Origin of the sequence: Aeromonas sp. INTO2 (assembly GCF_049860605.1) — a bacterium.
Classification (GTDB): domain Bacteria; phylum Pseudomonadota; class Gammaproteobacteria; order Enterobacterales; family Aeromonadaceae; genus Aeromonas; species Aeromonas caviae.
Genome location: NZ_CP187588.1, coordinates 123,186 through 150,000, shown reverse-complemented (window position 1 = coordinate 150,000; position 26,815 = coordinate 123,186). Strand labels below are relative to the sequence as shown.

The 26,815-nt window shown below is 60.8% G+C and carries 26 protein-coding genes and 1 pseudogene (1 of these 27 running past the window's edge); 11 read left to right on the top strand and 16 right to left on the bottom strand.

Features of this window, described 5'->3' with window-relative positions; all coding sequences use genetic code 11:
• Positions 1–1,983, top strand: the 3' portion of a protein-coding gene (rapA, locus tag ACPW74_RS00830; RefSeq protein ID WP_119196996.1) for an RNA polymerase-associated protein RapA. Its footprint begins 885 nt before the window's first position; the window shows 1,983 of its 2,868 coding nt (coding positions 886–2,868); its start codon lies beyond the left edge, outside the window; the stop codon is at positions 1,981–1,983.
• A gap of 131 nt (positions 1,984–2,114) precedes the next feature.
• The gene (rluA, locus tag ACPW74_RS00825; RefSeq protein ID WP_109112877.1) at positions 2,115–2,771 is read left to right on the top strand and encodes a bifunctional tRNA pseudouridine(32) synthase/23S rRNA pseudouridine(746) synthase RluA; all 657 of its coding nucleotides are present in this window, start codon (positions 2,115–2,117) and stop codon (positions 2,769–2,771) included.
• 64 nt (positions 2,772–2,835) lie between these two features.
• Here the strand turns inward: rluA and ACPW74_RS00820 are convergent, their stop codons facing one another.
• The 5 genes from ACPW74_RS00820 to ACPW74_RS00800 all read right to left on the bottom strand — a co-directional run bounded on the left by ACPW74_RS00820 (position 2,836) and on the right by ACPW74_RS00800 (position 7,603).
• Positions 2,836–3,024 carry a hypothetical protein gene (locus tag ACPW74_RS00820; protein WP_010673139.1) on the bottom strand — a complete coding sequence of 63 codons (189 nt, stop codon included), beginning with the start codon at positions 3,022–3,024 and terminating at the stop codon, positions 2,836–2,838.
• A 58-nt stretch (positions 3,025–3,082) separates the two neighbouring features.
• Positions 3,083–5,014, bottom strand: a complete 1,932-nt coding sequence (locus ACPW74_RS00815; RefSeq protein ID WP_029313817.1) for a putative bifunctional diguanylate cyclase/phosphodiesterase — start codon at positions 5,012–5,014, stop codon at positions 3,083–3,085.
• Between the two features lie 25 nt (positions 5,015–5,039).
• On the bottom strand, positions 5,040–5,537 hold the full coding sequence (locus ACPW74_RS00810; protein WP_162726575.1) for a molybdopterin-binding oxidoreductase: 498 nt from the start codon (positions 5,535–5,537) through the stop codon (positions 5,040–5,042).
• A gap of 94 nt (positions 5,538–5,631) precedes the next feature.
• Positions 5,632–7,266, bottom strand: a complete 1,635-nt coding sequence (groL, locus tag ACPW74_RS00805; RefSeq protein WP_010673136.1) for a chaperonin GroEL — start codon at positions 7,264–7,266, stop codon at positions 5,632–5,634.
• Between the two features lie 43 nt (positions 7,267–7,309).
• Entirely contained in the window at positions 7,310–7,603 is a 294-nt protein-coding gene (locus ACPW74_RS00800; protein WP_005309514.1) for a co-chaperone GroES, read from the bottom strand.
• Between the two features lie 242 nt (positions 7,604–7,845).
• On the opposite strand from ACPW74_RS00800, the gene ACPW74_RS00795 reads away from it, so the two are divergent.
• On the top strand, positions 7,846–9,180 hold the full coding sequence (locus ACPW74_RS00795) for an MATE family efflux transporter (protein WP_232091065.1): 1,335 nt from the start codon (positions 7,846–7,848) through the stop codon (positions 9,178–9,180).
• A 22-nt stretch (positions 9,181–9,202) separates the two neighbouring features.
• Here the strand turns inward: ACPW74_RS00795 and ACPW74_RS00790 are convergent, their stop codons facing one another.
• Entirely contained in the window at positions 9,203–9,682 is a 480-nt protein-coding gene (locus tag ACPW74_RS00790) for an FxsA family protein (RefSeq protein ID WP_039040009.1), read from the bottom strand.
• A 455-nt stretch (positions 9,683–10,137) separates the two neighbouring features.
• Between ACPW74_RS00790 and aspA the strand changes: the two genes are divergently transcribed.
• A complete protein-coding gene (gene aspA / locus ACPW74_RS00785; protein ID WP_010673133.1) occupies positions 10,138–11,580 on the top strand; it encodes an aspartate ammonia-lyase in 1,443 nt (480 codons plus the stop codon).
• A gap of 130 nt (positions 11,581–11,710) precedes the next feature.
• Entirely contained in the window at positions 11,711–13,030 is a 1,320-nt protein-coding gene (locus ACPW74_RS00780; RefSeq protein ID WP_010673132.1) for an anaerobic C4-dicarboxylate transporter, read from the top strand.
• A 118-nt stretch (positions 13,031–13,148) separates the two neighbouring features.
• On the opposite strand, the gene gshA is transcribed toward ACPW74_RS00780, so the two are convergent.
• The 4 genes from gshA to ACPW74_RS00760 are packed head-to-tail and all read right to left on the bottom strand — an operon-like array spanning position 13,149 to position 19,053.
• A complete protein-coding gene (gshA, locus tag ACPW74_RS00775) occupies positions 13,149–14,747 on the bottom strand; it encodes a glutamate--cysteine ligase (RefSeq protein ID WP_279981137.1) in 1,599 nt (532 codons plus the stop codon).
• Between the two features lie 58 nt (positions 14,748–14,805).
• Entirely contained in the window at positions 14,806–17,619 is a 2,814-nt protein-coding gene (locus ACPW74_RS00770) for a M16 family metallopeptidase (protein ID WP_425858515.1), read from the bottom strand.
• A gap of 25 nt (positions 17,620–17,644) precedes the next feature.
• On the bottom strand, positions 17,645–18,082 hold the full coding sequence (locus ACPW74_RS00765) for a YqaA family protein (RefSeq protein WP_029313803.1): 438 nt from the start codon (positions 18,080–18,082) through the stop codon (positions 17,645–17,647).
• A complete protein-coding gene (locus ACPW74_RS00760; protein WP_069784680.1) occupies positions 18,079–19,053 on the bottom strand; it encodes an NADP-dependent oxidoreductase in 975 nt (324 codons plus the stop codon). Before ACPW74_RS00760 ends, ACPW74_RS00765 begins: the two co-directional genes overlap by 4 nt.
• A 56-nt stretch (positions 19,054–19,109) precedes the next feature.
• Between ACPW74_RS00760 and ACPW74_RS00755 the strand changes: the two genes are divergently transcribed.
• Positions 19,110–19,277 (top strand): hypothetical protein, encoded by a 168-nt coding sequence (locus tag ACPW74_RS00755; RefSeq protein ID WP_005308905.1) that lies wholly within the window; start codon positions 19,110–19,112, stop codon positions 19,275–19,277.
• Positions 19,278–19,306: 29 nt separating this feature from the next.
• Positions 19,307–19,708 carry a fosfomycin resistance glutathione transferase gene (gene fos, locus ACPW74_RS00750; RefSeq protein WP_279981135.1) on the top strand — a complete coding sequence of 134 codons (402 nt, stop codon included), beginning with the start codon at positions 19,307–19,309 and terminating at the stop codon, positions 19,706–19,708.
• Between the two features lie 7 nt (positions 19,709–19,715).
• On the opposite strand, the gene ACPW74_RS00745 is transcribed toward fos, so the two are convergent.
• Positions 19,716–20,711 (bottom strand): Preprotein translocase subunit SecY, encoded by a 996-nt coding sequence (locus ACPW74_RS00745; protein ID WP_210600321.1) that lies wholly within the window; start codon positions 20,709–20,711, stop codon positions 19,716–19,718.
• Between the two features lie 246 nt (positions 20,712–20,957).
• On the opposite strand from ACPW74_RS00745, the gene ACPW74_RS00740 reads away from it, so the two are divergent.
• Together ACPW74_RS00740 and ACPW74_RS00735 are read left to right on the top strand one after the other, a co-directional pair.
• Entirely contained in the window at positions 20,958–21,236 is a 279-nt protein-coding gene (locus ACPW74_RS00740) for a hypothetical protein (protein WP_279981134.1), read from the top strand.
• Positions 21,237–21,276: 40 nt separating this feature from the next.
• Positions 21,277–21,593, top strand: a pseudogene (locus ACPW74_RS00735) (hypothetical protein).
• Positions 21,594–21,647: 54 nt separating this feature from the next.
• On the opposite strand, the gene ACPW74_RS00730 reads toward ACPW74_RS00735, so the two are convergent.
• From ACPW74_RS00730 to rpsF, 4 genes are all read right to left on the bottom strand, one after another.
• Positions 21,648–22,391, bottom strand: coding sequence for a ferredoxin--NADP reductase (locus ACPW74_RS00730; protein WP_052814586.1), 744 nt, complete (start codon positions 22,389–22,391; stop codon positions 21,648–21,650).
• A gap of 101 nt (positions 22,392–22,492) precedes the next feature.
• Positions 22,493–22,939: a 50S ribosomal protein L9 gene (rplI, locus tag ACPW74_RS00725; RefSeq protein WP_010673120.1), complete on the bottom strand. Its 447-nt coding sequence runs from the start codon at positions 22,937–22,939 to the stop codon at positions 22,493–22,495.
• Positions 22,940–22,991: 52 nt separating this feature from the next.
• Positions 22,992–23,222, bottom strand: coding sequence for a 30S ribosomal protein S18 (rpsR, locus tag ACPW74_RS00720; protein WP_005313392.1), 231 nt, complete (start codon positions 23,220–23,222; stop codon positions 22,992–22,994).
• A gap of 32 nt (positions 23,223–23,254) precedes the next feature.
• Entirely contained in the window at positions 23,255–23,641 is a 387-nt protein-coding gene (gene rpsF, locus ACPW74_RS00715) for a 30S ribosomal protein S6 (protein ID WP_005331771.1), read from the bottom strand.
• A gap of 236 nt (positions 23,642–23,877) precedes the next feature.
• On the opposite strand from rpsF, the gene ACPW74_RS00710 reads away from it, so the two are divergent.
• Together ACPW74_RS00710 and ACPW74_RS00705 are read left to right on the top strand one after the other, a co-directional pair.
• Positions 23,878–25,101, top strand: a complete 1,224-nt coding sequence (locus ACPW74_RS00710) for an Nramp family divalent metal transporter (RefSeq protein WP_052814587.1) — start codon at positions 23,878–23,880, stop codon at positions 25,099–25,101.
• 100 nt (positions 25,102–25,201) lie between these two features.
• A complete protein-coding gene (locus ACPW74_RS00705) occupies positions 25,202–26,050 on the top strand; it encodes a hypothetical protein (RefSeq protein WP_167825818.1) in 849 nt (282 codons plus the stop codon).
• A 187-nt stretch (positions 26,051–26,237) separates the two neighbouring features.
• Here ACPW74_RS00705 and ACPW74_RS00700 read toward each other — a convergent pair whose 3' ends face one another.
• Positions 26,238–26,693, bottom strand: a complete 456-nt coding sequence (locus tag ACPW74_RS00700; protein WP_182955297.1) for a GNAT family N-acetyltransferase — start codon at positions 26,691–26,693, stop codon at positions 26,238–26,240.
• Between the last annotated feature and the right edge of the window lie 122 nt (positions 26,694–26,815).

Sequence of the window (26,815 nt, the reverse complement as noted above, 5' to 3'; positions counted from 1 at the left end):
GAAATGGTGGAAGCACTGGCCGAACAGGTGCCGGGCGTGCTGCTGCTGACCGCCACCCCGGATCAGCTGGGCCACCAGAGCCACTTTGCCCGTCTGCGCCTGCTCGACCCCGAGCGTTTCTACGACTACGACGCCTTCCTCGCCGAGGAGCAGGCCTACGGTCAGGTTGCCAGCGCCGCGCAAGAGCTGCTGGATGGCGAGACCCTGAGCGAAAACGCCAAAGCCATCCTGGCCGATCAACTGACCGGTCTGGATCTCGGCGATGCCGCCGCCCGTCAACAGGCGGTCGCCAAGCTGCTGGATCAACACGGCACCGGCCGCGTCCTGTTCCGCAACAGCCGCGCCAATATTCAAGGCTTCCCCGAGCGTCATCTCAACGTCTACCCCATGCCGCTGCCGGAGCAGTACAAGACCGCCATCAAGGTGATGGGTATGATGGGTGGCAATGGCGGCGATCTGCAGACCCGTGCCCTGCGCTACCTCTATCCCGAGAAGATCTTCCAGCAGTTCGAAGGCGACAACGCTACCTGGACCCAGTTCGACCCGCGCGTCGAATGGTTGCTGGAACTGCTCCTCTCAGCCCGTCAGCAGAAGGTGCTGGTGATCTGCTCCGAAGCAGCCACCGCCATCGCGCTGGAGGAGGCGCTGCGCACCCGTGAAGGGATCCGTGGCGCCGTGTTCCACGAAGGGATGTCGATCCTCGAGCGGGACAAGGCCTCCGCCTATTTCGCCCAGCAAGAGGGGGGAGCTCAGGTGCTGCTCTGCTCCGAGATCGGCTCAGAAGGTCGCAACTTCCAGTTTGCCAGCCATCTGGTGCTGTTCGATCTGCCACTCAACCCGGATTTGCTGGAACAGCGTATCGGCCGACTGGACCGTATCGGTCAGCAGAATACCGTCGAGATCCACGTCCCCTATCTGGAAGGGACTGCCCAGCGCGCCCTGCAGCTCTGGTATCACGATGGTCTGGATGCATTCGAGCAGACCTGCCCGACGGCCCGCCCGGTGTTCGAAGCGGTGCGTGACGAGCTGTTCGAGCTGCTGGCCGCCAACACCGGCGAGCAGGGCACCCTCGACGCCCTGCTGGTCAAGACCCGCGAACTGCACGAACCGCTCAAGGCCCGGCTGGAACAGGGTCGCGATCGCCTGCTGGAGATCCACTCCAGCGGTAGCACAGCCGCCCAGCAACTGGTCGACAAGCTCGCCGCCGAAGATGACGACACCGGCATGATCTCCTTCGCCCTCAAGATGTTCGACGAGATCGGCGTCAACCAAGATGATCGTGGTGAAAATGCGCTGGTGCTGACTCCCGGGGATCACATGCTGGTGCCGAGCTTCCCGGGCCTGCCGCAAGACGGCATGACCATCACCTTCGATCGCAACACCGCGCTGTCACGGGATGACATGGCGCTGCTCTCCTGGGATCACCCCATGATGCGCGGCGGTATCGACCTGATCCTGGGTTCCGAGATCGGTGCCACCTCGGTCGCACTGCTCAAGAACAAGGCGCTGCCGGTCGGCTCCATCCTGCTTGAGCTGATCTTCGTTGCCGAGTCCGCGGCTCATCCCCAGCTCTACCGCTTCATGCCGCCGACGCCGATCCGTCTGCTGATGGACAAGAACGGCCAGAATCTGGGCGAGAAAGTGGCGTTTGATGCCTTCAACCGCCAGCTGACACCGGTCAACCGCCACCTTGGCAGCAAGCTGGTGACTGCATCCCAGCCGGTGATCCACGGCCTGATTGGCAAGGGCGAGGTCATTGCCAACGAACTGAAAGCCGGGATTGTCGACAAGGCCCGTGCCCAGATGGCGCAGACCCTGCAACAGGATCTGGACAGGCTGGAGGCACTCAAGGCGGTCAACCCGAATGTGCGCGACAGCGAACTGGATTATCTGCGCAATTTGCAGGCAGAATTGCACCACCTGATCGACCAGACCCAACTCAAGCTGGATGCCATCCGCTTTATTGTGGTTACCCATAACTGATAAAACGGTGCAGGCATCATCTGGTTGCTAACGACCAGACCCAACTCAGGCTGGATGCCATGCACTTTTTATCGTGGTTACCCATAACTGATGGGGGCTTGCCCCCGCTTTGACCCAAGATGCGAGACGCTATGTTTGTATACTCCCCGCCCCTGGAACCCTGGCTCGATATCCTGTTCAAGGACAAGGACATCATGGTAGTCAACAAGCCCACTGGCCTGCTGAGCGTCCCCGGGCGCGGCCCCGAGAATGAAGACAGCGTGCTCCATCGGGTCAAGCAGCAGCACCCCAAAGCGGCGGCTGCCCATCGCCTCGACATGGCGACTACCGGCGTGCTGGTGATCCCGCTCACCCCCAACTCCCACCGGGAGCTGAGCCGGCAATTCCGAGAGCGTGAGACCGAGAAGCACTACCTCGCCTGGGTGTGGGGTGAACCGGTGCTGGATGCGGGTGAAGTGGATCTGCCGCTCTGCGTCGACTGGCCCAACCGGCCGAAGCAGAAGGTGGATTTTGAGGAGGGGCGTCATGCCCTCACCCTGTGGCAGAAACTGAAGGTGGAGAACGGCAACAGCCTGATCAAGCTGACCCCGATTACCGGTCGCTCCCATCAGTTGCGGGTACACATGCTGGAGCTGGGTCACCCCATCCTCGGCGACAACCTCTACGCCAACCCGGATGCGCTGGCGGCTGCACCGCACCTTTATCTTCATGCGGCCAGCCTGACCATCAGCCACCCCCGCAGCGGCGAGCGGATGACCTTCGAGGCACCGGCCCCTTTCCCGGTCTGAGCCTGACAGGTAACAGCCCAATAAAAAGAAAGCCCCCATCGAGAGATGGGGGCTTTTTTATCGCTCAGACGCGGATATCGATCTTGCTTCCGAGGGAAGCGCTGGCCGATGTCGGCGCAGCCGGAGCGGATTGCGCTGCTGTTTCCAGCAGTTTCAGTGCGGATTCGCCTTCCTGGGTCTGCTGCTTTTTGGCCAGGCTGGCCACCATCAGTGCAGAACCGAACGACGCATTTGCAGAACTAGAAATATCCATTGTGTACCTCCTGCCAAGAGACTATCGGCCGGGCCCGGTGAGACATGAGCCATATCGTTCAACGCAGATATGCCTTGTCCGGCGAGCGCCGGGCCAACCAGCGCTCTTCCATCTCCAGCAATGTCTGATAGGCCTTTTCAGCATGCTCCGGGCGACTGAACAGATATCCCTGCCCATACAGATGTATGTCGGTCAATGAGCGCAGCACATCGAGCTGCCCCTGGGTCTCGATCCCTTCACATACCAGTTTCTTGCCAAGCATGGAGCCCATACGGCAGATGTTGGCGACCAGTTCGGCCGCCTCGATAGAGGTGTCGATACCCTGAATGAAGGACCTGTCTATCTTCACCTTGCTCACCGGCAGCTTCTGCAGATAGCTGAGGGAGGAGTAGCCGGTGCCGAAGTCGTCAAGGGCCAGATGTACCCCCTGCTGGCTGAGATCCTGCATCAACTGCAGCGAGTTCTTGACCTCGCGCATGGTGGTGTCTTCCGTCACCTCCAGCACCAGGCTGGACGCGGGAATATGGTGCTCCATCAGCGCTCTGGCCACCAGCTTCAGCAGGTTGCGCTGGTACATGCCCGGGGAGATGTTCACGCACATCTGCAAGTCCACCAAACCCAGGTGCTGCCACTGATGCAGTTGCTCACATGCGGTATTCAATACCCAACCACCCAGTTTCTCAGCCAGCTGAAACTCTTCCGCCACTTGGATCACCTCGTTGGGCGGGATAAAGCCAAGCTCGGGATGGCGCCAGCGCAGCAGCGCCTCCACGGCTTCACAGCGGCCACTTTCCAGATTGACGATGGGCTGGTAATAGAGCTCGAGCGCATTGTGCTCCAGTGCCATCACCATGTCGGAAGCAAGATGCTTGCGCCTGGCCGTCTCGTTGAGCAGGGAACTGTCATAGATGACATAGGGAACATGGGTCTTGCGGCTGTGAGAGAGGGCCTGCTCCGCCCGGCTGAGCAACTCCTGGGTCTGGTTGCTGTCGGTCGGGAAGAAGGCGATACCGATACCAACCTCAAGCCGAAAAGGGTAGTTGTCGATGATGATGTCTTGCTTGATGGAGTGGAGTACTCTGGCCACGAGCTCCCTGACCTGGCGAAGATCGCTCCCCTCCCGTTGCAGCATGGCAAGCTGATCTCCCCCCAAACGCGCCACCCACTCCCCGTTTTCGCACAGGGCGCGCAACCGCTTTGCCACCTCTTGCAACAGGAGGTCCCCTGTGTTGTAGCCAAACTTGCTGTTGATATCACGAAAGTCGTTGATGTCGACCAGCACCAGTCCGAAGGAGGTGTCACGGGTGACATAGGCATCCATCTTTTCCAGCAGCGCCAGCCGGTTGGCGAGCCCGGTGAGGGGATCGATCCTAGCGGTCCTGAAATGGCGCCTGGCTTCTCGCACCAGCAGGCCGCTGAGCAGAATGACGGACACCACCAGCCCCGACACCATGAACAGCAGGGCATTGCGCAACTGGCCAAAACGCGCGTCGTTGCCCGTATAGACGTTGATATTGTTCTGCATGACGGAAGCAAGAGAGTAAGAGAGGGGTTCCTGCAAGGGCGCCAGTGTCATCATGACTTGCTGGTAATCCGGCGTCCCCGGTTTGAGCCTGACCAAATCAGGCTCCAGCTTGCGGATACTGCTTTCGGTCAGTTTCACCAGCCGCAGCGTCTTCGGATTGTCCGCGAGGCTTTTTCTCAATTGGCCGCTCAGGAGGATGGGGGTACGACTCCAGAGAATGTCATAGCGGAGCAGCAGGGCTTCCTGGTCTATGCCGCCATAGTGGTAAATCTCGACGGCATTGAGAAAGCGGCCCAGCTCGAGCTGCAACTGCATCAATGCCCAGGAGACGTCATAGGTGTACTTCTCCATCACCCGGGTCGCATTTTGTATCTGCACCAGGCAATAGAGGGTGCTACCCGTGAACAACAGAATGGATAGATAAAGAACGCCGAGTAAGGGCCAGGCCCTGGTCTTCGCTTTCACCCAGTACTCCCGTAAACCACCGTTTTTACTGCTGAATGTCGATCGCACTCAGTTGCCAGATCATCATGTCGGTGAACTCGGAACGCCTGAGTTCGGGATGCTGATCCAGTGGCAGGATAAACCAGAGCGGCCCCTTGTCACGTACCCGCATGGTCATCCCGTCATCCTGCCAGGCCAGGATAGGATCGTATTGCTTGACCTTATCCCAGTTGATCCGGATCTGGAAACTGTTCAGGGCGGTGAGCGTGATGCTCTTGCCGTTGGCCTTTACCTCAGTCAGCACGTCCGCCAGTTTCGGCCCCACGTATTTGTGCGGTTTGTCCACCCAGGGATTGCTCGTCACCACCTCATGCTGCGGCAGCGCCTGGATCATGGCCATATCGAACAGCACCTCTCCATCTGCCGGATCGGCAGGGTCCAGATTCCCCGTCACCCTGAGAATGACCGGCCCCTGCGGTGTCGCCAGCGCCATGCCCGGCAAGGCCAGGAAAAGGAGTAACGGGAGAAGCCCTAAGTATCGCATGTTCACCTCAGATCATTTCACTATCAACAACTTCAGCTTAGTAGCACTAAAAAAAACGGCCCGCAAAAGCGAGCCGTTTGATGACTTGACGGGATTACATCATACCCATACCGCCCATGCCACCCATATCAGGCATGGCAGGTGCATCTTTCTTCGGCAGCTCGGAGATCATGCACTCTGTGGTGATCATCAGGCCGGCGACGGACGAGGCGAACTGCAGGGCAGAACGGGTTACCTTGGTCGGATCCAGGATACCCATGGCCAGCATGTCGCCGTACTGTTCGGTGTAGGCGTTGTAACCGTAGTTGCCTTCACCGTTCTTCACGGCATTGGCGATGACGGAGGCTTCTTCGCCGGCGTTGATGACGATTTGACGCAGCGGGGCTTCCATGGCGCGCAGGGCAACCTTGATACCGACGTTCTGGTCTTCGTTGTCACCACGCAGGGAGGCCAGCTTGGCAGCAACGCGCACCAGCGCTACACCACCACCGGCAACCACGCCTTCTTCCACGGCTGCGCGAGTGGCGTGCAGGGCATCGTCAACACGGGCTTTCTTCTCTTTCATTTCAACTTCAGTGGCAGCACCCACCTTGATCACGGCAACACCGCCGGCCAGCTTGGCCACGCGCTCTTGCAGCTTCTCACGGTCGTAATCGGAAGAGGTCTCTTCGATCTGCTGACGGATCTGGGCCACGCGGCTTTCGATCAGGGCAGCATCACCCACGCCATCGATGATGGTGGTGTTCTCTTTGGTGATGACGATGCGCTTGGCACGGCCCAGATCTTCCAGGGTCGCTTTTTCCAGCTCCATGCCCACTTCTTCGGAGATCACGGTACCACCGGTCAGGATGGCGATATCCTGCAGCATGGCCTTGCGGCGATCACCGAAGCCCGGCGCCTTGACGGCGGCCACTTTCACGATGCCACGCATGGTGTTGACCACCAGAGTCGCCAGCGCTTCGCCTTCCACGTCTTCGGCCACGATGATCAGCGGTTTGCCCGCCTTGGCCACACCTTCCAGCACCGGCAGCATTTCGCGGATGTTGGAGACTTTCTTGTCCACCAGCAGGATGAAGGGGTCATCCAGTTCGACGGAGCCGGTTTCCGGTTTGTTCACGAAGTAAGGGGAGAGGTAGCCGCGGTCGAACTGCATGCCTTCTACCACCGCCAGCTCGTCGTCCAGGCCCTGACCGTCTTCCACGGTGATGACGCCGTCACGACCGACCTTGTCCATGGCTTCGGCAATCAGCTTGCCGACCTTCTCGTCGGAGTTGGCGGAGATGGTGCCTACCTGGGCGATGGCATTGTTGTCGGCGCAGGGGGTGGACAGAGCTTGCAGCTCGGCAACGGCAGCCACAACGGCCTTGTCGATACCACGCTTCAGATCCATGGGATTCATGCCGGCGGCAACGGCCTTCAGGCCTTCGTTGACGATGGCTTGAGCCAGTACGGTGGCAGTGGTGGTACCGTCACCGGCGGCATCATTGGCCTTGGAAGCGACTTCCTTGACCATCTGGGCACCCATGTTCTGGAACTTGTCTTCCAGTTCGATTTCACGGGCAACGGAGACGCCATCCTTGGTGATGGTCGGGGCGCCGAAGGACTTGTCCAGCACCACGTTGCGGCCTTTCGGGCCCAGGGTCACCTTGACGGCATCGGCCAGGATGTTGACGCCTTCCAGCATTTTGATGCGAGCTTCGTTGCCAAACTTAACTTCTTTAGCTGCCATGTTCTTCAATCCTTAAATCAATTCGGGAAAAGAGGGAGGGTGATTACTCTTCGACAATCGCCAGGATGTCGGTCTCGGACAGGATCAGTACGTCCTGGCCATCCAGCTTTTCGGTCTTCACGCCGTAGCCTTCGTTGAAGATCACCTTGTCACCCACCTTGACGGCCAGTGCTTTGACATCCCCATTGTCCAGAATTCGACCAGTCCCCACGGCAAGAACTTCACCACGGGTGGACTTCTGGGCCGCAGTGCCAGTCAAGACGATGCCGCCAGCGGATTTGGCTTCAGCTTCGATGCGCTTGATGATGACGCGGTCGTGCAGTGGACGAATTTTCATCGATAACTCTCCCAAAATGAGTCTCTGTGTTGCTTGAGGAATGGCCGCAATCGGCCAAATTTGTCATGTCCCTGATCTGGGGCAACAGGGCTAGCCCTTCAAGGGCAAATACAAAAAAAATATTTTCACGTACTATGAATACCTTCGATGGATCACCCATCCCCAATCAGGAAGGCGGATGGAGACGGCCAGCATTCAGGCCCAAAGCACCTAGAGACTCTGCCTTGAGCCGACCCAATCCCATGCTGACCGCCCCCATGACACCCATGCTGCTGCGCATGACGGGCCCCATGATCCTGGGCATCATCGCCATCCTGGCCTTCAACCTGGTCGATACCTTCTTTATCGGCATGCTGGGTACCCAGGCGCTGGCCGCCATCAGTTTCACCTTCCCGGTCACCTTTGTCGTCACCTCCCTGACCATGGGGCTGGGGGCGGGCCTGTGCGCCCTGCTCGGTCATGCCCTGGGGCAGGGTCGCCATGACGAGGCAGCCCGCATCACCACAGACTGTCTGTTCCTTGCCGTCATCCTGGTGAGTCTGCTCGCCGGGCTGGGGGCATTGACCATTACCCCTCTGTTCACCCTGCTGGGGGCCAGCGCCGAGCTCATCTCCCTCATCCACGACTACATGCTCATCTGGTATCTGACCGTCCCCATGCTGGTCGTGCCCATGGTCGGCAATGCGGCCATCCGGACGACGGGGGATACCAAGACCCCCAGTCTGGTGATGGGGGTCGCCGGTCTGGTCAACGGCGTGCTGGATCCTCTGCTCATCTTCGGGCCGGGCCCCTTCCCCGAGTGGGGCATTCGGGGAGCCGCCATCGCCACTTCCCTCTCCTGGCTGATGGCCATGCTGGTCAGCCTCTATATATTGCGCCACCGCGAGGGCCTGCTGCGCTGGCGCCTCTCCCCGCGCCCGCAGTTGCTGGCCCACTGGCGCGCCCTGCTCCATGTGGCGGTGCCCGCATCGTTTACCAACATGCTCAACCCACTGGCCAACGCCGTGTTGATGATCATTTTCGCCGGGCTGGGAACCGAGGTGGTCGCCGCCTACGGCGCGGCATCCCGGGTCGAGGCCTTGCTGCTCATCGTGATGATGGCGCTCTCCTCCGTGCTGGCTCCCTTCATCTCGCAGAACTGCGGCGCCGGGAATCCGGCCCGAGCCAAGGCCGCCCTGCTGCTCTGCATGCGCTTCGCCCTGCTGTTTCAGCTTGGGGTCTACGCGCTGACCTGGCTTCTCGCCCCCTTCATCGCCGATCTGTTCAGCGATCATCCGCAAGTGGTGCGACTCATCGTGCTCTATCTGCATCTGGTCCCCATTGGCTACGGTTTTCAGGGCATGGTGATGCTGCTGGCATCGGCGCTCAACGGCGTCAGGGCATCGGCGGTGTCACTGCTGATAAACGGCATCAGACTGTTTGTCTTCTTGCTGCCGGGGGCCTGGCTGGGGGCAAAACTGGGGGGAGAACAGGGGATCTATCTGGGGATGCTGCTGGCGAACCTGGCCGCCGGATTGCTGGCATGGGGGTATGCCCGCCACAGATTCGAGCGGCTGTGCCATCAGGGGAGATCCTGACGGCACAGCCCGAGGCTCGCGATTACTCTTTGCGTTCGAACTCCCCTTCGATGGTGTTGCCACCCCCTCGCGGGGATTGTCCGGGCCTGTCATCGCCGGGACCCGGCTCGAACGGCTGCTGGCGAGCCTGGAAGCCCCCCATCTGCATCCTGAACTGATTGCTGCCAATCAGCTTGTCGGCCAGCATGTTGCGCAGCCAGGGCTGCAGCAGCAGGATGCCGACAATATCGCTCACAAATCCCGGGATAATCAGCAGCAAGCCCGCCAGCGCCAGCATCATGCCCCCCATCACCTCGCGGCCGGGCATCTCCCCCAGCTGCATCTTCTGCTGGGCAGTGAGCAGGGTCTTGATCCCCTCGCTGCGCACCAGCGACGATCCCAGCACGGCGGTCAGCACCAGCAAGCCAACGGTCGGCAAGGCCCCGATCACGGAGCCCACCTTGATCATGACGGTGAGCTCCAGCAATACCAGCCCGACCAACAACAGTAACAACTTGCCCATAGCAACCTCGGAGCGATGAATGAATGGACCCGGGGTGTCCGGTCGGCAGCCGCACATCGCTGATGCTGATGCTGACGCGCCGGGTTCAGGTCTTCTGACATTAACATGGGGCTGGTTGATCATTTTTCAAGCCTCTCCTGCCGCAGGCCCCGGAATACGGATAAATATTTGTCTGCCCAACTGGGATTGAGGTGGTTGTTCTGTCAAAGTTAATCGCCCGATTGCAATATCTGTTTAATGACCATAAGAAATTTGAGGTTGCCTCAAATTTAGTGATCCAGGTCTAATATCGGATACCTCAATTGGGGTAACATCAACACCAGTCATTGCACAGGGAGCAACTGGCTCCCAACTGCCCCACCCGATGTGTGGTGCTTCAGGATGAAATGTGCGTAGGGAAATCGCGACCACTCGGTGAGGATCGTTTCCATTTATTTGATTTCTGAGGCATAACAATGAGCGACATCAAGAACGTCCGCATTGAAGAAGACCTGCTGGGCACCAAAGAAGTTTCCAACGACCTCTACTACGGCGTGCACACCCTGCGCGCTGTTGAAAACTTCAAGATCAGCACTCAGAAGATTTCTGACGTTCCCGAGTTTGTTCGTGGCATGGTCCTGACCAAGAAGGCGGCTGCACTGGCCAACGGTGAGCTGGGCACCATCCGTCCCGAGATCGCAGACAAGATTGTCGAAGCCTGCGACCTGATGCTGAACACCGGCAAGTGCTTCGATCAGTTCCCGGTCGATGTCTATCAGGGCGGCGCCGGTACCTCCGTCAACATGAACACCAACGAAGTGCTGGCCAATATCGCCCTCGAGCTGATGGGACTTGAAAAGGGTCGCTACGACGTCATCAACCCCAACGATCACGTCAACAAGTGCCAGTCCACCAACGATGCCTACCCCACCGGTTTCCGCGTGGCCGTGGTCAACAGCACCGACACCACCCTGCACGCTCTGGAAGCCCTCATCGCCGCCTTCGATGTCAAAGCCAAGGAATTCAAACATATCCTGAAAATGGGCCGTACCCAGTTGCAGGACGCCGTGCCCATGACCCTGGGTCAGGAGTTCCACGCCTTCGCCGTCACCCTGCGTGAAGAGATCAAATCCATCAAGCGTTGCCAGGAGCTGCTGCTGGAAGTGAACCTGGGCGCCACCGCCATCGGTACCGGTCTGAACACTCCGCCCGAGTACTCAGGTCTTGCCATCAAGCGTCTGGCCGAGATCACCGGTCGTGCCTACGTGCCGGCAGAGGACCTCATCGAAGCGACCTCCGACTGCGGCGCCTATGTGATGCTGCACGGTGCGGTCAAGCGTCTGGCCATGAAGCTCTCCAAGATCTGTAATGACCTGCGTCTGCTCTCCTCCGGCCCGCGCACCGCGCTCAAAGAGATCAACCTGCCGGAAATGCAGGCTGGCTCCTCCATCATGCCGGCCAAGGTCAACCCGGTCATTCCGGAAGTGGTCAACCAGTCCTGCTTCAAGGTATTCGGCAACGACGTCACCATCACCTTCGCCGCCGAGGCCGGTCAGCTGCAGCTGAACGTCATGGAGCCGGTGATCGGTCAGGCCATGTTCGAATCCCTGAGCCTGATGGAAAAAGCCTGCATCTCCCTGCGCGAGAAGTGCGTGGAAGGCATCACCGCCAACCCGGACATCTGCATGAACCACGTGCTGAACTCCATCGGCATCGTGACCTACCTGAACCCCTTCATCGGTCACCATGAAGGCGACATCGTCGGCAAGATCTGTGCCCAAACCGGCAAGAACGTCCGCGAAGTCGTGCTGGAACGCGGCCTGCTGACCGCCGAACAGCTGGACGAGATCCTCTCCATCGAGAACCTGATGAACCCGCAATACAAAGCCAAGCGTTACACCCGCGAAGCCACCGTATAAGCGAGCAGATGGGCCGGGGTTATCCCGGCCCATTTAAAGTCAATTCCCGAGCGGTCTCTCCACAGCCCCATCGGGAATTGGCTTTTCAGCCTAATAAAACCTAAAAAAACTGGAAAATGGAGTGTTCGCTATGATTGGAATCGAGTTACTTGTCGTGCTCGCCGCTATTTATCTGGGGGCCCGGATAGGCAGCATAGGTATCGGCTTTGCCGGTGGTCTGGGGGTACTGGTACTGACTTGGGGGCTGGGCATGCCCATCCCGAGCGATCAGCTGGTGACCTATCTCCCGTGGGACGTGATCATGATCATCGCGTCCGTCATCTGCGCCATCGCCTGTATGCAGCTGGCCGGCGGGATGGATTATCTGGTGCACCTGGCCGAAAAAGCCCTGCGCAAGAATCCCAAGCACATCACCTTCGCCGCGCCGGTCGTCACCTACCTGATGACCATGCTGGCCGGTACCGGTCACACCGCCTTCTCCACCCTGCCGGTGATCGCCGAAGTGGCCAAGGAGCAGGGCATTCGCCCCTCCCGTCCGCTCTCCATCGCGGTCGTTGCCTCCCAGATTGCCATCACCGCCTCCCCCATCTCGGCGGCCGTGGTCGCCTTCTCCGGCATGCTGGAGCCGCTTGGCGTCGACTACCTGACCCTGCTGGCCATCTGCATCCCGTCCAGCTTCATCGCCTGTCTGCTGGGGGCCTTCATCGCCAACCTGCTGGGCAAGCCGCTGGATCAGGACGAAGTCTATCTGGAGCGCAAAGCCAAGGGACTCATCAAGCTGCGCGGTACCAGCCAGGTTGAGATCAAGCCTTATGCCAAGCTCTCCGTCGGCATCTTCGTCGCCTCCATCGTGGCCGTGATGGCCTATGCCACCGCCATCTCCGGCAATGTCGGCCTCATCAGCAATCCGCCGATCCCCCGCGATGGCGCCATCATGGGCATCATGCTCTCCGCCGCCACCCTGATGGTCCTGTTCTGCAAACTGGACGCGGCCCAGATCACCAACATGCCGACCTTCAAGTCCGGTATGTCCGCCTGTATCTGCGTGCTGGGCGTAGCCTGGCTGGGCAACGTCTTCGTGAAGGGCAACATGGTGGAGATCCAGGCGTTCGCCGGCGATCTGCTGAGCCAATACAGCTGGCTGCTGGCCGTGGTGCTGTTCTTCTCCTCCATGCTGCTCTACTCGCAAGGTGCCACCACCAAGGCCCTGATGCCTGCCGCCCTGGCACTGGGTGTCAGCCCGCTGGCGGCCATCGCCTCCTTCGCCGCCGTGAGCGCCCTGTTCGTGCTGCCGACCTACCCGACCCTGCTGGCCGCGGTCGAGATGGACGACACTGGCTCCACCCGCATCGGCAAGGCCGTGTTCAACCACCCCTTCTTCATCCCGGGTGTGGCCACCATCGCCATGGCTGTGGCGCTCGGCTTCTTCTTCGGTGGTCTCATCCTCTGACCGGTGAACCACCCCATGTAAAACGGCCCGAACGGGCCGTTTTTTTATGCCAGGCCACCGCCGGGCGCCCATGAAAAAGCCGCTCCCGGGAGCGGCTTTCGTCATCCTGGCGGCATCCTCAGACCGTGGTCTGGCGGGTACCGAAATAGTCAGCCAGGAAGTCGTCGAACGACAGACTGTCACTGCGTTCCCGCTCCCGCTGCTTGGCCAGGGAGTCCCGCGCCTCGCCGGCAAAGTAGGCCTCGTCCCAGTATTGCAGCTCGCCGGCCAGCATCTCTTCCCGGTAGCGGCTCGCCAGCGCATCGCCGAAGCAGCCGTTGTCCTGGCCGCTTGAAAGCAACTGCTTGAGCAGGCGGGCGGAGTAGGTCTGCTCGGGGTCGAGCAACTTCTCACGGTGCATCGCCAGCGTCTCGCGATAGCGGTTGCGACCGCAGCAGCGATCCAGCAGCGCTGCGACCTCGGCCAGCTCGTCGAACAGCTTGAGGCCGTACTCCTTGAGGCCGATGGCATTGCCCCGCTCATCTTCAAGCGTCAGGCCGGGGCGACGCCCCTCCAGCACCACCTTGTTCTGGTTGCGGCGGTTGCGGGCAACCTCGTCATCCGAGAGCTCGGGGGACGGGCGCAACAGGCACCAGACCAGGAAGAGATCGAAGAAGCGGATCTGATCCACCTCGATACCGAACGGGGTAAAGGGATTGACGTCCACCGTGCGCAGCTCGATGTATTCGATGCCGCGCTGCTCCAGCGCATCCGAGGGCTTCTCGCCGCTGCGGGGGGTGCGCTTGGGGCGGATCGGCGCGTAGAGCTCGTTCTCCAGCTGCAGCACGTTGTCGTTGAGCTGGCGGTACTCGCCGTTTACCTTGACCCCTATCCTGGCGAAGTCGGGATCATGGGTATTGATGGCCCGGCGCAGACTGCTCACATAGGCGGGCAGGCTGTCATGACTGATCTTGAGCCCCGCCTGGGCGCTGTTGGTGTAACCGAGATCGGACAGGCGCAGAGCCGTGGCATAGGGCAGGTAAAGAGTGCCCTTGCCGGTCTTCTGGAACGGCAGGCTGCTCTTGCGCCCCTTGAGGAAGGAGTCGCAGATGGCAGGAGACGCGCCGAACAGATAGGGCACCAGCCAGCCGAAGCGGTAGACGTTGCGAATAAGCCCCATGTACTTGTCGGAGATGAAGCGCTGGCTGCAGCAGCCCTCTCCCACCAGATCCTGCCACTCGCACCAGAAGCTGTCCGGCATGGAGAAGTTGAAGTGCACCCCGGCGATCACCTGCATCAGGCTGCCGTAGCGGTTCTTCAGCCCCTGGCGATAGAGGGTCTTCATCCGCCCGATGTTGGAGCTGCCGTACTGGGCCAGGCGGATGCTCTCCTCGTCACCGACGAAGCAGGGCATGGAGAGGGGCCAGATCCGCTCCTCTCCCAGATGATGAATGGTGTGGCGGTGAATGTCGCCGAGCTGCTCGATCAGGCTCTCGATGGAGTCGGTGGCCGGCGTGATGAACTCCAGCAGGCTCTCGGAGTAATCGGTGGTGATGTTGGCATGGGTCAGGGCCGACCCCAGGCTTCTGGGGTGATCGGTCTGGGCCAGGGTCCCTTCGGGGGTGATGCGCAGACATTCGCGCTCGATCCCGCGCCGGATCCCCTTGAGGGCGGTCACCCGTTCCGGGGTGCCCAGCGCAGCCAGCAACTCGGTGAGCGACAAGCTAGTAGTAGTCATATTCACGGCTCATGTGTGGCCGCCCCACCCGGGGCGGCACTTATTGTTGCGACGCCCCTCAGGGCAGTTGCAGTGGATAGATGGGAAGATGAAGCTCACTCAGGGGTTTTTCAAGCTTTTGCTTGTCTCCCACCACCACAATCACCATCTCGGCCGGATCCAGCCAGCGGGCTGCACTGGCCTTCAGCGTCTCGGGTGACACTGTTTTGATCAGGTTGTTCTGGGCCTGCACATAGTCCGGCTTCAGGTCGTACATGATCATCTGCAGCAGGAAGCCAGCCTTCTGCCCCAGGGTCTCGTAGGAGAGCGCATCCTGCTGGGAGACGGCGCTGCGCATGTAGGCCAGCTCCACCGGGGTCGGCCCGCTCTTGCGGTAGCCGTCCATCTCCTTGAGGAACTGGCGGATGGCATCCACGGTCGCATCGGTGCGCACGTTGGCGCCGGTCGCGAAGACACCCGCCTCGCGGTTGGCCTGGAAACCCGAGCTGGCACCATAGGTGTAGCCCTTGTCTTCCCGCAGGTTGAGGTTGATGCGGCTGTTGAAGTTACCACCCAGGTTGAAGTTCATCAGGTTGGCGATGAAATAGTCTCCCGTGGTGTCAAACGCCATGGCGCGGCGACCGATGCGGATCACCGACTGGGGGGCCCCCGGCTTGTCCACCAGATAGATGCCTGGCTTGGCCTGCTCTCCCCCGGGCTTGAGATCCCCCAGGGTCGGGGCGGCCCCCTGCCACTGGGTCAGGAAAGCGAGACCGGATTCCACCTGCTGGGCGGTCACATCACCTGTCACCACCACCTTGGCATTGGTCGGATTGTAATAGGCCTCATAGAAGCGCTTCACATCCGCCAGGGTCAGCTTCTCCACGTCCGCCAGCACCCCGTCAGAGGGTTGGCCGAGGCGGTTCTGCTTGCCATAGACCAGTTCGCGGAACGCCTGACCCGCCAGCCACTCGGGTTGCTGCTCGCTCTGTTTCATGCCTTGCAGCATCTGGGTCTTGAGCCGCTCGAAGTCCGCTTCCCGCAGGCCGGGTTGCAGCAGCACTTCCCGCACCAGCGCCAGGGTTTCGGGCAGCTTGTCCGCCAGACTGCTGATGGTGATGAGGTTGTTGTACTGGGCGCTGGAGACGCTGATGCTGGCGCCGAGTTTTTGCAGCTCGTCGCTCAGCTCGGCCTCGGAGAGGCGCGTCGTCCCCTGCTCCAGCATGGCGGCGGTAAGACTCGCCAGCCCCAGCTCTCCCTTGCCTTCGGCCCGGATGCCACCCGGCAGGGCGATCATGATGGAGACGGCCGGGATCTCGTCGCTGTGGGTGCCGATGATCTCTATCCCCTTGTCGAGCTTGCCACGCCAGATGGCGGGCACCTTGACGCTCACCGCATCGGCCGCCTTGGGCTGCACGCTGCGATCGAAGTCATCTTTCACCGGCCGCTCGGCCAGCACCTTGTCATGCTTGCTGTAATCCGGCAACTCCCGCTTGGCGGGAGTGAAGTTCGGGGTCGCGGCCTGCCAGTCGCTCTTGCCCTTGGGCACCACGCTCAGCACCACGGCAGGCTTGTTCTGGATGAACTTGTCGTAGGCAGCCTTGACGTCAGACCCCTTGACCCGGGCGATGGCATCCAGATTCTTGAACACATAGTCGGGATCCCGGGCCAGCACCTGCCCCATGGCAAGCTGGCTGACCTTGCCCTCGATACTGTCGAGTCCCCAGATGGCGGACGCGCGATAGCTGCTGATGGCCTTCTCCAGATCCGCGGGCTTGATGCCGCGCTGGGCGAACTCGCCGATCACCTTGTCCACCTCGCCCTTGAGGGTCTTGAGGCTGCCATCCGCCGCCGGATTGGGGTAGGCATAGACCGTCAGGGTACAGGCCAGCTCTTCGCAGGAGTGGGAGGCACCCGCCTCGATGGCCTTGCCGGTTTTCACCAGGGACTGGTAGAGCATGGAGCTGGCAGAGCCCCCCAGCACATCGGCAAAGATGTCCAGCGCCGGCTCCTGCGGGTCACCCAGGGAGACGGTCGGGTAGCTGATATACAGGAGCGGTAGATGCACCTTGTCTTCCAGCGTCACGTAGCGGGTTGCCGGCAGGGTGGCAGGCTGAGGCGTCGGTTCGGCCACGTCCGGACCGCGCGGGATGGAACCGAAGTACTGCTCAATCCAGGCCAGCGCCTGCTTGGTATCAAAGTCGCCGCCCAGGGTCAGGGTCGCATTGTTGGGGCCGTACCAGCGCAGGAAGAACTGCTTGAGGTCGTTGACGTCGACCCGGTCGAGATCCTCCACATAACCGATGGGTTGCCAGGAGTAGGGGTGGGTGCGCGGATAGAGTGCCTCCGCCACCCGCTCGCCCACCAGGCCATAAGGCTGGTTGTCGATGCGCTGAGCCCGTTCGTTCTTGACGGTGGCGCGCTGGATCTCGAACTTCTTCTGGCTCACCGCATCGAGCAGGAAGCCCATGCGATCCGCCTCCAGCCAGAGCACCTTCTCCAGCTGGTTGGCCGGCACGGTTTCGTAGTAGTTGGTGCGGTCCTTGTTGGTGGTGCCGTTCATGTCACCGCCCGCCTCGTTGATGATCCGCATGTGTTCCTGATCACCAACGTGCTTGGAGCCCTGGAACATCATGTGCTCGAAGAAGTGGGCAAAGCCCGACTTGCCCACGGTTTCCCGGGAGGAGCCGACATGATAGGTGACATCCAGATGCACCAGGGGATCGGAGTGGTCGGGAGCCAGGATCACGGTCAAACCGTTGTCCAGCTTGTACATCTGGTAGGGGATGCCGAGCTTGCCCTCTTGTTTGACCTGCTCGGACACCAGGGTCGGGGCCGCCAGCACGGGAAGGGAGAAGCCCAGCAGCATGCTTAATGGAATGAGTTTGTTCACGGGTACCTCGTGAGTAACAAAAAGGCTAGAAGATCTGACTGGCCAGCAGAAACACCAGGGCATAACGAAGCAATTTGCCGAGCCCGATCAAGATGAGGGAGCGCCAGAAGGAGAGGCGCAGCCAACCAGCCAGCAGACAGAGACCATCGCCGACCACAGGCGTCCAGGCAAGCAGCAGACACCAGTGGCCATGACGTTTGAGCCAACCAAGGGCTTTTTGTTCCCCACGGCCTTGAAAATCTTCCGGTTTTTTCTTGTGGGTGGCGAGCCAGCCGAGCCACCAGGTGGTCATGGAACCCAGGGTATTGCCCAGCGTCGCCCAGAAAAGCAGGCTGGTCATGCTCCACTCCCCCTTGACCGCCATGGCCCCCAGCAGCACTTCCGAGCTGCCGGGCAACAGGGTGGCGGAGGTGAAGGCGCTCAGAAACAGCCCTCCCAGCCCCATCCCGGTGAAGTCTATCATCCGGGCTGACCGTCTGCGGCGGACATGCGCAGCAACAGCTTGCCGCGCACATGGCCCTGCTCGATGGCCTGATGGGCCAGCGCCCCTTCTGCCAGCGTGTATTCACCGGAGACGGTGATCTTCACTTCCCCCTGGCGAAGCAGCGTCAGCATCTGGGTCAGCTGCGTTCGATCGGGATGGACCAGCATGCCGACAACCTCGACACCGAGCTCGGCCCCCGCGTCCTTGATCTGCTGGGCCGTGATGGTGGGTACCGTCACCAGACGGCCGCCCGGCTTGACGCAGGCCAGCGCCGCCTTGCCGCTCTCGCCCCCCACCAGATCCAGCACCAGATCGAACGGACCATCGGTGATCGCCTCGGTGCACCACCCGGCCTGGTGGTAATCCACCATCCGGCTCGCCCCGAGACTATGAAGGAAGCTGTGATTGTCGCCGCTTGCCGTGGCAACCACGTGGGCACCATAGGCGGCGGCAAACTGCACCGCCAGATGGCCGACGCCACCGGCACCGGCCAGGATCAGTACCCGTTGCCCCGACTGCAAGCCACCGTGCTCCAGCAGCCCCTGCCAGGCGGTGAGTCCCGCCAGCGGCAGGGCCGCTCCCTGCCTGAGGCTCACCCCATCGAGCTTGACCAGCTCCTCCTCGCGGGCCACCACGGATTCGGCATATGCACCGGCGGCGAGGGGAAAGCCCACCATGCCGCACACCAGTTCCCCCTCGGCCAGAGAGGTCACGCCGGGCCCCACCTTTTCCACCACACCGGCCACGTCATAGCCCGGCGTCCAGGGCAGGTTGTCCTTGTTCTGGGCGGCCGCCCAGCCGAGACCGGCCCGGGTCTTGGCATCGATGGGGTTGACCCCCGCAAAGCAGATGCGCACCCGGACCTCTCCCTCCGCGGGCACCTTGTCCAGGGAAGGGTTGAGCCTGAGTACCGAGGGGTCGCCGAATGCGGTAATCTGTAGCTGCGTCATTGCACAATCCATCCTGTTGATTGATCAAGGGTCAACAGAATAACAGCGAGGACACCATGGCTCGAATGTTTCTTATTCCTCTGTTGCTGGCCCTGGGGTGGTGGGCGTTTCTGCTCTACTTCCGCATCCCGCTCAAACAGGGGGCCAAGGGCTTTTACTGGATCATCGGCATCGGCGGCGGGCTGGCCGCCTTCCTCAGCCTGATGATGGTGCTCACTCACTAGGGTTCGGGGACAAGGGGGAAGAAGAGAAGATGCTGCATGGACTGAACCATCTCACGCTGGCAACCGGCGATCTCGACAGCAGCGTTGCCTTTTATGTCGACTTGCTGGGATGTCGCCCCAGGGTGAGATGGGCACGGGGAGCCTATCTCACCCTCGGCGATCTCTGGCTCTGTCTCTCCTGCGATCCCCCCCAACCGGCCAGAGATTACAGCCATGTCGCGTTTGGCATCTCGCCTGAACAGTTTCCAGCCTTCTGCGCCCGTCTGCGCGCGGCGGGCGTCGTGGAGTGGAAGAAGAACAGCAGCGAAGGGGATTCACTCTATCTTCTGGATCCCGACGGGCACCGGCTGGAAATCCATGCAGGCAACCTGGATAGCCGGCTCGCTTCCCTCAGACAGCAGCCCTATGAGGATCTGATCTGGTTCGACTGAGCCGGATTCATCCCTGCTCGGCACGAAGATGGTAGTGACGATTGCTGCCCTGCCCCAGCACGCCCTGCGCCAGCAGATGCTGGAACACCCGGTCCACCTCCTCCAGAGACAGTGACAATGCCTCTGCCACCTTGCGTTTGCTGCATTTGAGCTCGCCGCTCTCCAGCGCGCCGCGCACCTGGGCGACCACGGCTGGCTCGGGCACGGGTCTGCTGAACGCTGACGGCTCCGGGGTCGGCGCTGCGACCCGGGCCTCGGCTTGCGCCTTCTCTCGTTGCCACATCCATTGACGGCGGAAGCGGTTCTCCTCACCGATCAGGCTGACGAAAAAGGCACCAAACGCATCGAGCAGGATAGACAGGAAGCAGACCAGCAGGAACTGCACCTGGCCGATGCTCATGCCCACCCCGTCCGCCAGACTGCTCATCAGCCCCAGCATGGAGGACTGCTCCCCTAGCGGCTTGGCGTCCCGCTCCTGGCGCAGCTCGTCCTGACGCAGCCTGAGCTTGGTGTTGGCCTGCTGCAGACCGCTGACGCCGCTCGAGATACGCGCCATCTCGATGTATTTGCGGGCCGCCTCTTCGTTGAGCTGGATCTGCCGCTCTATGCTGGCTATCTGCTCGTCGAAACGGGCTATCTCCCGCTCGTGACGCGCCTGCTGGCTCAGGATGGTGTTGGTGGCGCTGTTGATGCCGCCGATACTGCCCCCGATGGAGATGGCGGCCAGCACGCTGTAGAACAGCAGCGACCAGAAGGCGCCGCCCAGATCCCGCCTCGCCTTGCACTCGCCGTACTCGTACCAGACGTAGAACTTGCCCAGCTCGAAGATGATGGCCAGCCCGCCGAACAGCCACTTCATCAGGGGGTTTTCGTCGATGGAGAGAAACAGCAGCAGGGAGAAGACGATGGAAGCCAGAATGGCCAGCCCGGTAAAACTGTAGACAGTCGTGAGGGCGAACCATCCCTTGGGATAACGCAATGCGGCGCAAGCCTGAGTAGTCATGATGAAACGGGAAACATCTGCAGGAAAAGTTGGCTGCCGATTATAGTCGCCACTCCCCCGGAGAGAAGGGCAAATCCCCGAATTCCCGCCGATGGACGATCAGCTGCCCAGAGTGCGACCAAAACGTGCAAATCCGCAGCAGAAAAACACTACAATCGACCCCGTACCTGAAGAACATCTGCGGTTATGCTCGGGTTAAGCCCGCCGCATTACACTCATTTCCACCGAACACGACTCGAGGACATCATGAACAGAACGACGGCTTTGTTGCTCTCTCTTTTTCTGATAACCGGTAGCGCCCTGGCACAGGACGAAGGGAGCCAGACCTTCTCCGTGGATGCGCTGACCTTCAATCTGGACTGGAATGACACGCAGTTTTACTGGTCCCAGAGCAACTGCTTCGATCTCGGGAGCGGTGACACGGCCGCCGCCGACTGCAAGAGGATCAACCTCAATCTGGAGGATGAGACGCAGCGCAACCAGCCCCCCAGCACCAATCAGATCAGCACGCAACCGGATCAATGATCCCCCTGACAGGAGCCTTGATGCGATGACCCACATGACCATGACTTCCCGCGGCGCACTGCTGCTCTCCCTGCTTCTGGTTCAGGGAATGGCCTTTGCTGCCCCCCCTTCCAAACACGATGACGACATCCGGATCTCCACCGACCAGGGCCGGGTAAGCCTGGATTGGGACGACAAGGAGTACGAGTGGTGGCAGCACAACTGCCTGGATGTCAGCGCATCCAGCTCAACTGCGACAACATGGATGGCAAATACCGCGACCATTACAACCGCAGCATTCACAGTGGCAACAACCCGGGTCAGGGCCATGACAAGCCCAGGAACAAGCACGGCGGCAACGGCCACCAAAAACACTGACCAGCATGCCCATGGACATGGTTGAGGGGCCTGTGGCCCCTGGAGTCATGTCCCCTACCAGTAGTTTTCCATGCTGATATTGCCGGGAGCGCGACGCAGGTTCTTGGCAAGCCCCAGCCCGAGCAGGGTCTGCTGAGTCTCTTTCACCATGGCGGGGTTGCCGCAGATCATCACCTGGCTCAACTCGGGGGAGAAGTTCAGCCCCACCCTCGCCTGCAAGCTGCCATCGACGATGGCTGCCGGGATGCGCCCTGCCATCGCCTCCGGCCAGGTCTCACGACTGACGAAGGGAACATAGCGAAAACGCTCGCCATGCTGCTCGGCAAAACTGGCGATAAGCGGCTGATAGCTGAGCTCTTCCCCTTTTCTCACCCCATGTACCAGCACCAGATGCTCGAAGCGGTCGAAGACCTGTCCTTCTGCCAGCATGGCGAGGAAGGGGCCGATGGCGGTGCCGGTTGAGAGCAGCCAGAGATCCCGTCCCGGGGGAATCTCATCCAAGGTCAGAAAACCGGTGGCCTGGGACTGCACCAGCAGGCCGTCGCCCACCTGCAGGGAACCGAGAGAGGGGCTCAGTTCACCGCCGGGGATCTCCACCAGATAGAATTCGTGATAGGGCGTGCCGGGAGGATTGACGAAGGAATAGGCACGCTGGACTCGACGCTCGCCCTGCTCCAGGGCCAGCTTGGTGAATTGACCCGCCTTGTAGGGGGCAAGTTCCGCCTCCACACGCAGGGAGAGCAGGGTGGGTGTCCACTCGATGCGCTCGATGACCCGACCTTCAACCCAGGCAGCCATAAAGGTTCTCCTCCAGAGGAACAGACCTTCACTTTACCCCTTGATCTGAAAATAAAAAACCCGCGCATGTGCGCGGGTTTTTCTGCAAGAACTGAACGCTATTACAGAGCAACAACCTGGATTTGTACGGTTGCTTTGACGTCAGCGTGCAGCTGAACAACAACTTCGTACTCACCGGTGTTACGCAGAACGTTGCCCATGCGGACTTCGCTCTTGGCAACGGCTACGCCGGCAGCAGTGATGGCTTCAGCCACGTCACGGGTACCGATGGAACCGAACAGCTTGCCTTCGTCGCCAGACTTGGAGGCGATGACAACGGCAGCCAGCTCACCCAGCTTGGCAGCGCGCTCTTCGGCAGCAGCCTTGTTGGCAGCCAGTTTGGCTTCCAGCTCAGCGCGACGAGCACCGAAGGCTTCGATGTTGGCCTTGGTGGCCATAACAGCTTTGCCTTGCGGGATCAGGTAGTTACGGGCATAACCAGCTTTTACGGAAACTTGGTCACCCAGACCGCCCAGTTTGGCGATCTTATCGAGCAGGATAACTTGCATTACCTTTCCTCTATAAATTTCGTTGAGTTAGGCGTAAGCGCCGGGCCGATTCTTACTTGTTGTGCAGATCGGTGTACGGCAGCAGAGCCAGGTAACGAGCACGCTTGATGGCGCGTGCCAGCTGACGCTGATACTTGGCGCGGGTACCGGTGATACGGCTCGGTACGATCTTGCCAGATTCAGTGACGTAGTTTTTCAGAGTAACGATATCTTTGTAGTCGATCTCGGTAACGTTCTCGGCGGTGAAGCGGCAGAACTTACGACGACGGAAATAACGTGCCATGGCCTTTATCCTCTAATGCGGTGATCTAAGAATTACTCTTCGGAAGACGCTTCAACAGCATCTTCGCGACGCTCGTCGTCACGACGGGTGAAGCGCTCTTCCTTGGCCTTGGCCATCGGAGAAACTTCAGTCACGGCGTGCTTGGTGCGCATGATCATGTTGCGGATAACGGCATCGTTGAAGCGGAAGTTGGTTTCCAGCTCATCGATAACGGCCTGTTCAGCTTCTACGTTCATCAGAACGTAGTGAGCCTTGTGCAGCTTGTCGATCGGGTAAGCCAGTTGACGACGGCCCCAATCTTCCAGGCGATGAATGGTACCACCAGCGGTGGTGATAGCGCCGGTGTAACGCTCGATCATGCCAGGTACTTGCTCGCTCTGGTCCGGATGAACCATGAAGACGATTTCGTAATGACGCATTTTAGCTCCTTACGGATTAATTCAGCCTCCGCCCAGGTGCAGCCAGACCTCGGAGGCAAGGAACATAGTGATGTTTAGACGCTGCTTTCTAGGGCGGCGTATTGTACGAAATCACCTCTCCCACTGCAACTGGCGAAGCAAGATGTTTTTCTCGATGAGCCCGATACAAAACTTTAATTGATAACAATTATCATTTAGATCCATACTCTCCTCATATCCCCACGGAGGATGACAGTATGCAACCTGCGCTCACCACGGCCATCCCGGCCCGCAAATTCAAGCTGACCCTGCTCGGCCCCGCCTTCATCGCCGCCATCGGTTATATCGACCCGGGCAATTTTGCGACCAATATCCAGGCCGGCTCCACCTTCGGCTATCAACTGCTGTGGGTAGTGGTGTGGGCCAACCTGATGGCCATGCTGGTGCAGACCCTCTCGGCCAAGCTCGGCATCGTCACTGGCAAGAACCTGGCGGAACACATTCGTGATCGTCTGCCCAGGCCCGCAGTCTGGGCCTATTGGGTGCAGGCCGAGATCATCGCCATGGCCACCGATCTCGCCGAGTTCATCGGCGCTGCGGTCGGCTTCAAACTGCTGCTCGGCATCACCCTGCTGGAAGGGGCCTGCATCACCGCCGTGGTCACCTGGGGGATCCTGATGTTGCAATCCCGCGGCCAGAAGCCGCTGGAGTTCGTGGTGGGGGGCCTGCTGCTGTTCGTGGCCGCCGCCTACATCGTCGAGCTGATCTTCTCGCGCCCCCACCTGCCGAGTCTGCTGGAAGGGGCACTCTTCCCCGGCCTCCCCAATGGTGATGCTGTCTATCTTGCCGCCGGCGTGCTTGGTGCCACCGTGATGCCCCATGTCATCTATCTCCACTCGGCCCTGACCCAGCATACCCAGGAGCAGGGCACGGTGACCCAGCGACTGCACAGCACCCGGGTCGACGTGGCCATCGCCATGACCATCGCCGGCTTCGTCAACCTGGCCATGATGGCCATGGCGGCTGCCGCCTTCCACAGCTCCGGCAATCAGCAGGTGGCCGAGCTGGAAACGGCCTACCAGACCCTCACGCCCCTGCTGGGCCCGGCAGCCGCCACCCTGTTCGGCCTCTCCCTGGTCGCCTCCGGCATCTCCTCCACCGTGGTGGGAACGCTGGCGGGGCAAGTGGTGATGCAGGGCTTCGTGCGCTTCACCATTCCGCTCTGGCTGCGCCGAGCCATCACCATGGCTCCCGCCTTCGTGGTGATCGCCATGGGCCTCAACACCACGGAAATTCTGGTACTGAGCCAGGTAGTGCTGAGCTTCGGCATCGCCCTCGCTCTTATTCCGCTGCTGATCCTGACCGGTGATCGCGCCCTGATGGGGGCACATCGCAATCACCCCGTCACCCAGGCCGTGGGGCGCCTCATCGTCGCCCTGGTGATCGGCCTCAATGCCTATCTGCTGGTCACCACCCTCTAACGCCATCTTGAGGCTCATTGACCCGGGTTGATGAGCCTTTTCGCACTTTCGCGTATGCTGCCCCTTTCCCTTCTCATCATCTCGTTGCGGGAGCCCTGCCATGGAACATACCCGAGCCAGCTTCGTACTGGGCCACCATCAGGAACAGGCCAGCGTCGTCTGTTGCAAACAGGGGGATCCGACCCTGCTGGTCACCGACCTCACCCCCTTTCATCCCCAGAGCCACCTCTGGCCCGATCAACCCGGTGACGTGGGCACAGTGCGCTGGGAAGGGGGGGAAGCGGCCGTGGGCCCCTGCCGCATGGGCGCCATCAGTCCCGAGGGCGAGCTGTTCGTGGATACGGAGATTCCGGTCAAGCGAGGGGCGGATGGGTGGGCTTTCGTGGTGGTGCATCCCCTCGCCGGTTCCCATCACCTTGCCATTGGCTCGCCTGTGGAACTGACAGTGGATGCCGAGGCTCGCCATGCCCTGAGCCTGGGCCACAGCGCCTGCCACCTGGTGGCACTGGCCCTCAATCGGGCGCTCACGCCCTATTGGCGAAAGGAGACAAGCGAGCTGGACGCTCTCGGGCAGCCGGATTTCGACCGCCTCGCCATCCAGCACTCCCGGGTCGAGCCCAGAGGATCAAAGGAGCAGTACCGGATCGGCAAGAGCCTTCGAAAAAAGGGAATCAACAGCGAGGCACTGCTGGCCGACCTCGACAGGATAGCGCTCCAGGTCAACGAGCAGCTGATGCGCTGGCTCAAAGAGGGAGGCGAGATCCGCCGCAGCCGGACCGGTGATGCCATCATCGATTCCCGCTACTGGCATGGCATGGTGGACGGTCGGGAGATCACCATTCCCTGTGGCGGCACCCATGTGGGCAATCTGACCGAGTTGGGCCAGGTTCAGGTGACGCTGGCCTCCAGTGAAGAGGGATTTACCCTCACCACCCGGGTCACCCCCTGAACCACCCCAGCCCTCCTGATGCCGCACCGCCCTGACCGGGGCGGTGTCCCGACAGAGAGACCGCAGGCAGATCAGCGCGGCGGTATCTCACCCCGGGCTGACGACCACATGGCCACGGGGTAGCAAAAAACCATGCGATGCACCACGGATGAGGGACCACTTACCCCTTTCCTGGCGCCTGACGATGTCAGGCAGGCTCCCTTCGCATCCCCATGTGAGGGATGTCATCTTCCAGATACCCTTCCCCTTCGGCCACGAAACCATGCTGGCCGTAGAAACCTTGCAGGTGGGCCTGTGCACCGAGCCAGATGCTGTGTGCAGGCCAGCGTACCTCGCACTCTCTGACCGCTTGCGCCAGCAGGCGGTGACCCAGTCCGCCCCCCCGCGACATGGGAGAGGTGACCACGCGGCCGATGGCAGCGCCGCTGTCATCACCAATGCCGGGTGCCATGATGCGGGCATAGGCCGCCAGGTGATCCCCCTCACGACCGAGCAGATGCAGCACGCCGTCACGGCGATCCAGCCCGTCCAGATCCTGGAAGGGACAGGTCTGCTCCACCACGAACACCTCGGCGCGCAGGGCAAGCAACTCATACAATTCATCCGTGGTCAGCTCGGACCAGGATTTCATACTCCAGTTCATGAATGACTCCTGTTTAATGGGGTCTGACAGCATAATCTTGCTCCCGACGAGGGGCATTAACCTTGGTTAAGTTGCCCCCCTTCTCATCCAATGCGGACATGGCCAGCAAAGAGCCGATCTCT